The sequence below is a fragment of the Streptomyces laculatispora genome, from assembly GCF_017353455.1.
In the GTDB taxonomy this organism is placed as follows: Bacteria; Actinomycetota; Actinomycetes; order Streptomycetales; family Streptomycetaceae; genus Streptomyces; species Streptomyces laculatispora.
In genome coordinates this window covers 1-11,896 of the sequence record NZ_JAFMPZ010000294.1, presented here as the reverse complement: position 1 = coordinate 11,896, position 11,896 = coordinate 1, and the positions used below count along the sequence as shown (strand labels likewise).

The window sequence follows — 11,896 nt, the reverse complement described above, 5'->3', positions numbered from 1 at the left end:
GGTCCCCGCCCGCCGGCCGGGCCTCGTGCGCACGACGCGCGGGCAATCCGGGCCCCGGCCGGCGGGCGGGGACCCTACGGCTTGGCCAGCCGGGTGATCCCGGCGGCCCGGTAGGCGGCCACCTCGTCCAGCGTCTCGTTCTCCAGCAGCGCCCCGGCCAGCGAGTCCAGCCGGTCCCGGTTGTTCCCCAGCAGCCGGCACGCCTCCTCGTAGCACTCGTCGACGATGCGCCGCATCTCACCGTCCACCGCGTCCAGCGTCGCGGGCGCGGCGACGAGCCCGTACGCCTGCTGGGCGTCGGCCGGGATCGCCGTCAGGCGGCCGACCCTGTGGCTCATGCCCCAGCGGCCCACCATGCCGCGGGCCAGACCGGTGACCTGCTCCAGATCGCTCTCCGCCCCCGTGGTGACGACGCCGAACACCACCTGCTCGGCCGCCATCCCGCCGAGCGCGCCGATGATCCGGCCGCGCAGATACTCCTCCGTGTACGCGTACTTGTCGGCGTCCGGTGTGGAGAGCGTGACGCCGAGCGCGCGGCCGCGCGGCACGATGGTGACCTTGCGGACCGGGTCGGCACCGGGCTGGAGCATCCCCAGCAGCGCGTGTCCGCTCTCGTGGTACGCGGTCCTGCGGCGATCCTCGTCCGACATGACGAGCGAGCGTTCCGCACCGAGCTGGACCTTCTCCAGGGCGTCCGAGAGATCGGCCCCGTTGACCTCCGACTGCCTCCGCTTGACGGCGAGCAGCGCGGCCTCGTTGGCGAGGTTGGCCAGATCGGCGCCGGTCATCCCGGGTGTCGCACGGGCCACCTGGCCCAGATCCACATCGTCGGACATCGGGATCTGCCGGGTGTGGATCTCCAGGATCGCCTCCCGGCCGCTCTTGTCCGGCGGGCTGACCTGGACGATCCGGTCGAAGCGGCCGGGCCGGGTGAGCGCCGGGTCGAGGACGTCGGCGCGGTTGGTGGCGGCGATCACGACCACGCCCTCCGAACCGGAGAAGCCGTCCATCTCGGTGAGGATCTGGTTGAGCGTCTGCTCGCGCTCGTCGTGCCCGCCCATGCCCGAACCGCCGCCGCGGACCCGTCCGATGGTGTCGATCTCGTCGATGAAGACGATGGCGGGGGCGACCTTGCGCGCCTCGGCGAAGAGCTCCCGGACCCGGCCGGCCCCGACGCCGACGATCATCTCGATGAACTCGGAGGCCGAGGCCGAGAAGAACGGCACCCCCGCCTCCCCCGCGACGGCCCGCGCCAGCAGCGTCTTGCCGGTGCCGGGAGGACCGGCGAGGAGGACTCCCCCGGGCATCCTGGCGCCCATCTTCCGGTAGGCGTCCGGGTTCTTCAGGAAGTCCACGATGTCGTTGAGCTCGCCCGCGACCTCGTCGATGCCCGCCACGTCCGCGAAGGTGGTGCGCCGGCCCCCCTCCAGCTCGACCGGCTTGGGCGGGGCCTTGCGGCCGAAGCCGCCCATCCCGCCGCCCATGCCGCCCCGCGAGATCCGCCGGGCGATGAACACCCAGAGCAGGACGAGCAGCAGCATCGGCGCCAGCGAGATCAGCAGGTTGGCCAGGAAGCTGCGCTCCTTGACGACCGGTTCGGCCGTGACCGTGACATCGTCCTTGACCAGCTCGCCCCAGAGGTTGTCGTCGGCGAAGGCGGGCCGCTGGGTGACGAACTTGGTGTACTTGTCGTCCTTGCCCGGGACCTTCGCCTCCTTCTTGAGCTGCCCCTGGATGGCATCGCCCTTGGAGTAGATCTTGGAGACGTTGCCCGAGGTGACCTGCTTGCTGAACTCCGTGTAGGCGATCGTCGGCTCTTTCTCGCCGTTGAAGAAGGAGAGCACCAGATTGGCGATCAGATAGACGGCCAGCGCGGTCAGCAGCAGTCCGCCCCAGCCCCCCGGCATCTTCCGGCCGGGCGGCTGGGGCGGAGGTGCGCCCTCGGAGCGCCAGGGCTGGTCGGTGCGGTCGCGGGGAGGTACCGGACTGGTCACGCGCGCTCCTCTGCCGACAGCCGTTGAGCTGACATTAAGGGAGAAACGCGGACGTAGCCCTCGGAGCGGCGGCCCGCTGGGCCCATATGGAGGGATCCCGGCTCCCCCGTACACGCCCGAGGGGGCGCCCGCCGTGAAGCGGGCGCCCCCTCGGGGACGTGACACGGGCCTGCTCAGCCCATGAACTTCTTGAACTCGTCCGGCAGCTCGAAGTTCTTGTCCTCCTGGCCGGCCGGCAGACCGAACGCGCCGCCCTGTGCCGCCTGCTCACGACGAGCGGCCTCGGCCTGCTCCTCGGCCTTGCGCCTCATCGGGTTGCCGCTCTTGCGCTTGCCCTTGGCCTGCTTGACCTGCTTCTTCTGCCGGCCGGGGCCGCCACCCATGCCCGGCATCCCGGGCATCCCCGGCATGCCGCCGCCCTGCGCCATCTTCGACATCATCTTGCGGGCGTCGAAGAACCGCTCGACCAGGTTCTTCACGGCGCTGACCTCGACGCCGGAGCCCTTGGCGATACGGGCACGGCGCGAGCCGTTGATGATCGTCGGCTCGGCGCGCTCCTTCGGGGTCATCGACTTGATGATCGCGGCGGTGCGGTCGACGTCGCGCTCGTCGATGTTGTTGATCTGGTCCTTGATCTGCCCCATGCCGGGCAGCATCCCGAGCAGCTTGGAGATGGAGCCCATCTTGCGGACCTGCTCCATCTGGGCGAGGAAGTCGTCGAGCGTGAAGTCCTTGCCCTTGCTGGACGCCAGCTTGGAGGCCATTTTGGCGGCCTCTTCCTGGCTGAAGGTCTTCTCCGCCTGCTCGATCAGGGTGAGCAGGTCACCCATGTCGAGGATGCGCGAGGCCATCCGGTCGGGGTGGAAGGCGTCGAAGTCCTCGAGCTTCTCACCGTTCGACGCGAAGATGATCTGCTTGCCCGTGACGTGGGCGATCGACAGGGCCGCACCACCTCGGGCGTCGCCGTCGAGCTTGGACAGCACCACGCCGTCGAAGCCGACGCCGTCGCGGAACGCCTCGGCGGTGTTGACCGCGTCCTGGCCGATCATCGCGTCGACGACGAAGAGGATCTCGTCGGGGCTGACGGCGTCGCGGATGTCCGCGGCCTGCTGCATCAGCTCCTGGTCGATACCGAGGCGGCCGGCGGTGTCGACGACCACCACGTCGTACTGCTTGGCCCGGGCGTGCTCGATCGAGTCCTTGGCGACCTGGACCGGGTCGCCGACGCCGTTGCCCGGCTGGGGGGCGTACACCGCGACACCGGCCCGGTCGGCGACGACGCTCAGCTGGTTCACGGCGTTGGGACGCTGGAGGTCACAGGCGACGAGCAGCGGGGAGTGGCCCTGGCTCTTGAGCCAGAGACCGAGCTTTCCGGCGAGGGTCGTCTTACCGGCACCCTGGAGACCCGCGAGCATGATCACGGTGGGCGCGGTCTTGGCGAACCGCAGCCGCCTGGTCTCGCCACCGAGGATGGAGACGAGCTCCTCGTTGACGATCTTGATCATCTGCTGGGCGGGGTTCAGCGCCTGGGAGACCTCGACGCCGCGGGCCCGCTCCTTGACGTTGGCGATGAAGGACCGGACGACGGGCAGCGCGACATCGGCCTCGAGCAGGGCGATACGGATCTCGCGAGCCGTGGCGTCGATGTCCGCCTCGGACAAGCGGCCCTTGCCCCTGAGGTTCTTGAAAGTCGCGGCAAGGCGGTCGGAGAGAGTATCGAACACGGCGCTCGTCGGTCCTCAGGGTCGGGGGCGGGGTCGGGTCAGTCGTTCCCCAGGGTATCCGGACGCCGGAGAACGCAAAGCCCTCGCCCGGTTCTCGTGACCCCCGGGGGCGGTTTCCCGTGGTTAAGGGGCTCAGCCGAGCGCCCTCTCGACCTCCTGGGCCAGTTCCGCGGCGCGGGCGGCGGGCAGCGGCCGGCCGTCGGTGTCCGTGACGTAGAAGGCGTCCACCGCGTTGGCCCCCAGCGTCGACACATGCGCGCTGCGGACCCGTACCGCGCTCTGTTCCAGCGCCCGGCCGATCCGGTGCAGCAGTCCCGGGGCGTCCTGGGCGCGCACCTCGATCACGGTGGCCAGCCGCGAGCCGGCCGCCGCGACCGTCACCCTCGGCGGCGGGGCCTTCACCCCGCGGCGGCGCGGGTAGGCCGCCTCGCGCTCGGCCAGCCGGGACCTGATGTCCAGCGATCCGTCCAGGGCGCGTACGAGATCGGCGCGCAGCCGGGCGGACTGGGGCAGCGCCCCGTACTCGGCCGCGACCCGCCAGCTGAGCAGCAGTACGTCGGCGGTCTCACCCAGCTCGGTGGGGAGCTCGACGGCCCGCAGGTCCGCGGCACGAACGGTGAGACGGTGCAGGGCGAGGACTCCGGCAGCGGCGGGCAGGACCCCGGTCCGGTCCGGGAGCGCGATGAGGAGTTCGACGCCGACGGGTTCGGGTGCACCGTCCTCCTGCGGGGTCTCGGTCTGGGCGTGCAGGGCGAGGACGGGTTCGCCGGTGCGCAGGGCCTCGATGGCCAGGCGTTCCTGTTCGACGCCGGGGGCGGCGGGCTCGGGCTCCAGCGGTGTCTCGCCGGCCAGGACCGCCGCGACGCGTTTGACCAGATCGGTGACGAGGGAGGCGCGCCAGGTGGACCAGGCGGCGGGCCCGGTCGCGAGTGCGTCGGCCTCGGTGAGCGCGTGCAGGAGCTCCAGCGTGGAGGCGGTGCCGACGGCGGTGGCGACGGAGCGGACGGTCGCCGGGTCGTCGAGGTCGCGGCGGGTGGCGGTCTCGATGAGCAGCAGATGGTGGCGTACGAGGGTGGCGATGACGCCCACGTCGCCCGGGTCGAAGCCGATCCGGGCGGCCATGTCCCGGGCGATGACCTCACCGGCGACGGAGTGGTCGCCGGGCCAGCCCTTGCCGATGTCGTGCAGCAGCGCGGCGACGAGCAGCAGGTCGGGACGGCCGACGCGGCGGGTGAGGGAGGAGGCGCGGACGGCCGCCTCGACGAGGTGGCGGTCGACGGTCCAGGTGTGGACGGGGTTGCGCTGGGGCCGGCAGTGGACCCGTTCCCAGTCGGGCAGGAGCCGGGTGATCAGTCCCTCCGCTTCGAGTGCCTCCCAGACGGGGACGGTGGCCTCGCCCGCGCCGAGCAGGGTGACGAGTTCCTCCCGGGCCTCGGCCGGCCACGGCACCGGCAGCGGCTTGGCGGCGGTGGCGAGGTGGCGTACGACGTGGCGGGAGAGCGGGAGTTCGGACTGGGCGGCCGCGGCGGCGGCGCGCAGGACGAGCACCGGGTCGCGCTCGGGGCGGGCGGTGCGGGCGAGTACGACCTCGCCGTCGGCCTCGACGACGCCGTCGGCGAGCGGGCTGCGGTCGACGGCCGGGGCCCGGTGCCCGCCCAGCATGGCGCGCAGCCTGGGGCGGACCGAGCGGGCGCGCAGTACCCGGTTGACCTCGCGCCAGGTGACGTCGGTGGCGTACGAGACGGTGCGGGCGGCCTCGTACACCTGGCGCAGCAGCACGTCGGCGTCGAGGAGACCGAGGGCGGCGGCGACCTGGTCCTGTTCCTGGAGGGCGAGGCGGTCGGTGGCGCGGCCGGTCGTGAGGTGCAGGGCGTCGCGGGCGTCCAGCAGGACGCGGCGGGCCTCGGCGAGGCCTTCGCGGGGTGCGTCGGCGACCCATGAGGCGGCGACGGCGCGCAGGGCGGTGGCGTCGCGCAGTCCGCCGCGGGCCTCCTTGAGGTCGGGTTCCAGGAGGAACTGGAGCTCGCCCTGGCGTTCGGCCCGTTCGCGGCAGAGCTCGTCGAGGGCGGGCAGCCGCTTGGGGGCCTGGTTGCGCCAGTCGGCGAGGATCGCGGTGCGCAGGGAGGCGACGAGGCCGAGGTCCCCGGCGACGGGCCGGGCGTCGAGGAGGCCGAGCTGGACCTTGAGGTCCTCGCCCGCCGTCCTGCGGGCTTCGGCGGGGGTGCGTACGGAGTGGTCGAGGGCGAGGCCGAGGTCCCAGACCGGGTACCAGATGCGGTCGGCGAGGGCGGCGACGGCTCCGGCGTCGGGGCTGCCGTCGTGCAGGAGCAGCAGGTCGAGATCGCTGCGCGGGGAGAGTTCGCCGCGGCCGTAGCCGCCGACGGCGACGAGGGCGGCGCCGCGGACACCGGCGTGTTCGGCCGCGGAGGCGAAGAGGGCGGTCAGCCAGTCGTCGGTGAGCGAGGCGAGGGCCGCACGGCGCGGCGGCCCGGACCGCGCCTTCTCGTGGAGGAGGCGCAGCCGGGCCGCCGCATAGCCGCTGGGTCCCGAGTCCTCGGATTCGGTGGTCATTTCGGTACTCGTCACCCAGCTGCCCTTCCGTTTACGGAACCGTCGGTCAGAGTGCGTCGGGGCCGCGTTCTCCGGTACGGACCCGGACCGCGGTCTCGACCGGCACGCTCCAGACCTTGCCGTCACCGATCTTGCCGGTCCGGGCGGCCTTGACGACGACATCGATGAGCTGTTCGGCGTCCTCGTCCTCGACGAGGACCTCGATGCGGATCTTCGGGACGAGGTCGACGGTGTACTCGGCGCCACGGTAGACCTCGGTGTGGCCGCGCTGACGCCCGTAGCCGCTGGCTTCCGTGACCGTGAGGCCCTGGACGCCGAAGGCCTGGAGGGCCTCCTTGATCTCGTCGAGCCGGTGGGGCTTCACGACTGCGGTGATGAGCTTCATGCGTCCACCTTCTTGTTCGTCGGGGCCGGCGAGGTGCCGGGCCCGGGAGGCGTGGAGCGCGTGGACAAGCCGCCGCCGGCGCCGCTGAAGTCGTACGCGGTCTCGGCGTGCTCGACCTGGTCGATGCCGGAGATCTCGTCGTCCTCCTCGACCCGCATCCCGATCGTCTTGTCGAGGATGAGTGCCAGGACCGCGGAGACGACGAGAGAGTACGCGAGGACGGCGAAGACACCGACGGCCTGCTTGCCGAGCTGTTCGAGCCCGCCGCCGTAGAAGAGGCCCTTGGCGTCGGACTGGACTCCGCCGGTGGCGAAGAGGCCGACGAGCAGTGAGCCGGCGACACCGCCGACGAGGTGGACACCGACGACGTCCAGGGAGTCGTCGTAGCCGAAGCGGTACTTCAGGCCGACCGCCATGGCGCACAGGACACCGGCGATGGCACCGACCGCGATGGCGCCGAGCGGGCTGACGGCACCACCGGACGGGGTGATGGCGACGAGTCCGGCGACGGCGCCGGAGGCGGCGCCGAGGGTGGTGAAGGAGCCGTGGCGGAGCTTCTCGTAGCCGAGCCAGGCGAGCATCGCGGCGGCGGTGGCGACCTGCGTGTTGACGAACATGACCGCGCCGACGCCGTCGTCGTTGCCGAGCCACGAGCCGGCGTTGAAGCCGAACCAGCCGAACCAGAGCAGTCCGGCGCCGAGCATGACGAGCGGCAGGCTGTGCGGCCGCATCGGGTCCTTCTTGAAGCCGACCCGCTTGCCGATGACGAGGATCACGCCGAGGGCCGCGGCACCGGCGTTGATGTGGACGGCCGTACCGCCGGCGAAGTCGATGACGCCGAGCTCGTACAGCCAGCCGCCCGCGCCCCAGACCCAGTGCGCGACCGGGAAGTAGACGACGGTGACCCAGAGGGTGATGAAGAGCGCCCAGGAGGTGAACTTGACCCGGTCGGCGAGAGCACCGCTGATCAGGGCCGGGGTGAGGACGGCGAACATCAGCTGGAAGACGGCGAAGACGTACACCGGGATGGTGTAGCCGTCCCAGAGCTGGGTGACGCCGATCCCGCTGAGGCCGGCGAAGTCCGAGCTCCAGCCGATGAAGGACCCGATGTCGGTGCCGAAGGCAAGGCTGAATCCGTACAGCACCCAGAGGATCGTGACGATCCCGAGGCTGATGAAGCTCATCATCAGCATGTTGAGGGTGCTCTTGACGCGGACCATGCCTCCGTAGAAGAAGGCCAGGGCCGGAGTCATGACCATCACGAGGGCCGAGCAGATGAGCATGAATCCGGTATTGGCGGCAGACAGCGTCGGGGCGTCTGCTGCGAACGTCGTGATGCCTGGGGGCATCGGCGTCTCCTCGTCGTCGGTGCGGCCGCGTGCGGGCGATGGGGGCACAACCACGTGCGGGACCACTGGGGAAAAGGTGCGGGCCGGTTATGCGCCATGAGATTCGCCCAGTGCCGTTTCCGCCGATGCCGCACGATGTTTCGCCGCAGTGACGAAGGGGAGCGACGTGTTACGTCCCCATGAACCGCCCGTGCGGCATCCGCGCTCGGGCCTACTCTGCGGCCATGGCCGCATACGGTGCGGTTACGACGCTCCGGTACGGGAACGACCACACGAACCGGCCACGGCGACCACCCTCTGACCTGGCAATCGGGGGAGCCGAAGTCGGTCTGTGCGGGGTGGCCGTCGTGGCCGGGGCAGGGGTGCCGTCCGACTGCTTCGGCAGTCTCGGGCAGGGCGCCGTCAGACCGCTTCGGCGCTCTCGGGCAGTTGTTCGGTGAGGAGATCGGTGAGCTGGGCGACCTCGGGAATGTCCCCGAAGGCCCTGGCCGCTGTGTCGACCGTCTTGCGCAGCCGGGTGTTGACGCGCTCGGAGCGGACCTTCTTGGCGACGCGCAGCGCCTTCTCGGCCAGCACGGTGGACTCCTCGGGCTCGCGCTTGAGGAGGTGGACCGTGGCGAGACCGATCAGGTTGAGGGCGTACGACCGCTGGTGCTCGTCGTCCTCGCCGAAGAGCTGGACCGCCTTCTGCATGACAGGTTCGGCGAGCGAGGCGTACGTGGGGCTGCGGCCGGCCACATAGGCCAGGTCACGGTAGGAGTGGGAGTTCTCGCCGTTGAGCTCGGCGTCGGAGAAGAACCGGATCCAGTCGGGCTCGGGCTCGCCGTCGATGCCCGCGTCGAGGAAGGTGTCCTCGGCCATCCGGACGGCTCGTTTGCACTTGCTGGGCTGGCCCATGTTGGCGTAGGCGCGGGCCTCCATCGCATACAGCATGGCCTGGGTCCGCGCGGTGGCGCAGTCGCGGCTGCCGTACTGCGCGAGGTGGATCAGTTCGAGTGCGTCGTCGGGCCGGCCGAGGTGGATCATCTGGCGGCTCATGCTGGAGAGCACGTACGAGCCGAGCGGCTTGTCGCCGGCCTCCTTGGAGGCGTGCAGGGCGAGGACGAAGTACTTCTGGGCGGTGGGCTGGAGGCCCACGTCGTAACTCATCCAGCCCGCGAGCTCGGCCAGTTCGGCGGCGCAGCGGAACAGCCGTTTGGCGGTGGCGGCCGGCTGCGGCTCCTGGAGCAGGTCGGTGACCTCGTGGAGCTGGCCGACGACGGCCTTGCGGCGCAGTCCGCCGCCGCACTGCGCGTCCCACTGGCGGAACATCGCGGTGGTGGATTCCAGCAGGTCGAGCTCGGGGCCGGAGAGCCGGGAGGGGCGGCGGGCGGCGGCCGGGTCCGGCTCCACGGCCGCCTGGGCGGCGACGGGCACCAGCCAGCGCTGCATGGGTTCGATGAGGGCGGGGCCGGCGGCGAGGCCGAGGGAGCTGCCGAGGAATCCGCGGCGGGCGAGCATCAGGTCGCTGCGGGAGAACTCGCTGAGCAGGGCGACGGTCTGCGGTCCGGCCCAGGGCAGATCGACGCCGGCCACCGACGGGGCCTGGTGCGCGGCGCGTAACCCCAGGTCCTCGACGGCGACGACGGTACCGAAGCGTTCCGAGAGCAGCTCGGACAGGATGCGCGGGATCGGTTCGCGCGGCTGCTCGCCGTCGAGCCAGCGCCGCACCCGGGAGGTGTCGGTGCTGATGTGGTGGGCGCCCATCTGGCGTGCCCTGCGGTTCACCTGCCGGGCGAGCTCGCCCTTCGACCAGCCGCTGCGCACGAACCATGATCCCAATTGCCCGTTGGGGCGCTTACCGGCATTCGAATCGCCTGCGCCGCTGCCACTCACTGGAACGCCCCCATCCCGCCGAATACCGTCCGCCGCGAACCACTGTCAGAATGCCGTGAACCGATGCTGTCCGTGCGGAGGTTGCACACCATCGAACAGAAAATCGGGTTGCCTCCGGCATACCCATGGGAGCACATACTTCCATGGTTCGTGTACCGACGGTAATCCTACGATCACCCCCTCGGGGAGAGTGATTGCGGAAACGCCACCATTCGCCACCCCTTCGGATGAACGCCACTACGGCCGGGCGCGATTCACTTGACAGAGAGCGATCAGCGGCGGGCGCAAAGGCGCATTCAGGGGCGTGCGAACGGGGTCAGGCACCCCCGTGCGCGCCCCACGCCCAGCCGGATCAGCCAGGGGCGGCGGAGTGTCACGATTGAACTCCGTTCCGTAACCACCGGCGAGTTGGACCCGTTGGAGGGGGCATGGGCTTCACGATCGGCGGCATCCGCGAATTGCGATCCGGCTCACGGCGCCGCGGCCGTGCGACCGAGGGCACTGCGGTGGCCGAGTACACGGGGCTGTGGGGCTGGGCCGTCACGCCGGGCGCGCGGGCCGCGGACGGCAACTGCTCGTGCGGGAAAGCCGATTGCCCCTCCCCCGGCGCGCATCCGCTGGACTGCGCGCGGGAGGTTCCCGCCGGGGCGACACTCGACACGGCGGCGCGCGCGTGGGCCGAGGTGCCGGGCGCCTCGATGCTGCTGCCGGTGGGCCGCAGCTTCGATGTCCTCGACGTCGCCGAACAGTCCGGGCGCCGGGCGCTGGTACGGATGGAGCGCATGGGGCTGCCGCTGGGCCCGGTGGCGGTGACGCCGGCCGGCCGGGCGCAGTTCTTCGTGGCCCCGGGCGCCGCCGACGGACTCCCCCAACTGCTGTACCGGATGGGCTGGGACGACACGGGGCTGGATCTGCGGGCGCTCGGCCTCGGCTCCCACATCACCGCACCGCCCTCGGACCAGGGCGGCCTCGGCCCGGTCCGCTGGCTCCGGCCGCCGCCCCTGGACACCGCGGCGGCTCCACCCGAGGCACGGCTGCTGCTGGGCACGCTGGCGTACACCTGCCACCGGTGGGCGCACTGCGGCTGAGCCGGCCGGGGCTGTCCAGCGGTCTGCGCCGCAGATCCTCACGGGGCGCGCCACGCGGCTCGTCACAGCGAAGAGCCCGGCCGCACAAGTCATGCGGCCGGGCTTCTTCCTGTCCGTGGGGCTCAGTCCCCGATCAGGGCGTCCACGAACGCCTCCGGGTCGAACGGGGCCAGATCGTCCGGCCCCTCGCCGAGCCCGATCAGCTTCACCGGTACGCCCAGCTCGCGCTGGACGGCGATGACGATGCCGCCCTTGGCGGTGCCGTCGAGCTTGGTGAGGACGATGCCGGTGATGTCGACGACCTCGGCGAAGACCCGGGCCTGCACCAGGCCGTTCTGCCCGGTGGTGGCGTCCAGGACGAGCAGGATCTCGTCGAGCGGTCCGTGCTTCTCGACCACCCGCTTGACCTTGCCGAGCTCGTCCATCAGACCGGTCTTGGTGTGCAGCCGGCCCGCCGTGTCGATCAGGACGACGTCGGCGCCCTCGGCGATGCCTTCCTTCACCGCGTCGAAGGCGATCGACGCGGGGTCGCCGCCCTCGGGTCCGCGCACGGTGCGGGCGCCGACGCGCTCGCCCCAGGTCTGGAGCTGATCGGCGGCGGCGGCCCGGAAGGTGTCGGCCGCGCCGAGCACGACGCTGCGGCCGTCGGCCACGAGCACCCGGGCGAGCTTTCCGGTGGTGGTGGTCTTGCCGGTGCCGTTGACACCGACGACCATCACGACACCCGGGGTGTCGACGCCGCTCTCCGTCTTGACCGCACGGTCGAAGTCGGTGCCGAGCAGGGTGAGGAGCTCCTCGCGCAGGAGCGAGCGCAGGCCCTCGGGGGTACGTGTGCCGAGGACCCGGACGCGCTCCCGGAGCCGTTCCACCAGCTCCTGGGTGGGAGCGACGCCGACGTCGGCGGTGAGGA

General features: G+C 71.4%; 8 protein-coding genes. 1 reads left to right on the top strand and 7 read right to left on the bottom strand.

Annotation, left to right across the window (positions count from 1 at the left end; genetic code table 11):
* Positions 1 to 74: 74 nt before the first annotated feature.
* From ftsH to nsdA, 6 genes are all read right to left on the bottom strand, one after another.
* Positions 75 to 1,994 (bottom strand): ATP-dependent zinc metalloprotease FtsH, encoded by a 1,920-nt coding sequence (gene ftsH, locus J1C73_RS16255; RefSeq protein ID WP_207317015.1) that lies wholly within the window; start codon positions 1,992 to 1,994, stop codon positions 75 to 77.
* A 173-nt stretch (positions 1,995 to 2,167) separates the two neighbouring features.
* The gene (ffh, locus tag J1C73_RS16250; protein WP_207317014.1) at positions 2,168 to 3,718 is read right to left on the bottom strand and encodes a signal recognition particle protein; all 1,551 of its coding nucleotides are present in this window, start codon (positions 3,716 to 3,718) and stop codon (positions 2,168 to 2,170) included.
* 132 nt (positions 3,719 to 3,850) lie between these two features.
* Positions 3,851 to 6,304, bottom strand: a complete 2,454-nt coding sequence (locus tag J1C73_RS16245; RefSeq protein WP_207317013.1) for a [protein-PII] uridylyltransferase — start codon at positions 6,302 to 6,304, stop codon at positions 3,851 to 3,853.
* Between the two features lie 31 nt (positions 6,305 to 6,335).
* On the bottom strand, positions 6,336 to 6,674 hold the full coding sequence (locus J1C73_RS16240; RefSeq protein WP_069170469.1) for a P-II family nitrogen regulator: 339 nt from the start codon (positions 6,672 to 6,674) through the stop codon (positions 6,336 to 6,338).
* A complete protein-coding gene (locus tag J1C73_RS16235) occupies positions 6,671 to 8,023 on the bottom strand; it encodes an ammonium transporter (protein ID WP_207317012.1) in 1,353 nt (450 codons plus the stop codon). Before J1C73_RS16235 ends, J1C73_RS16240 begins: the two co-directional genes overlap by 4 nt.
* 402 nt (positions 8,024 to 8,425) lie before the next feature.
* A complete protein-coding gene (nsdA, locus tag J1C73_RS16230) occupies positions 8,426 to 9,898 on the bottom strand; it encodes a transcriptional repressor NsdA (protein ID WP_207317011.1) in 1,473 nt (490 codons plus the stop codon).
* A 428-nt stretch (positions 9,899 to 10,326) separates the two neighbouring features.
* Between nsdA and J1C73_RS16225 the strand changes: the two genes are divergently transcribed.
* Positions 10,327 to 10,986, top strand: a complete 660-nt coding sequence (locus J1C73_RS16225; protein WP_207317010.1) for a bifunctional DNA primase/polymerase — start codon at positions 10,327 to 10,329, stop codon at positions 10,984 to 10,986.
* Between the two features lie 122 nt (positions 10,987 to 11,108).
* Here J1C73_RS16225 and ftsY read toward each other — a convergent pair.
* Positions 11,109 to 11,896 (bottom strand): signal recognition particle-docking protein FtsY (ftsY, locus tag J1C73_RS16220; protein ID WP_207317009.1); only part of this gene is annotated, 788 nt, incomplete at its 5' end.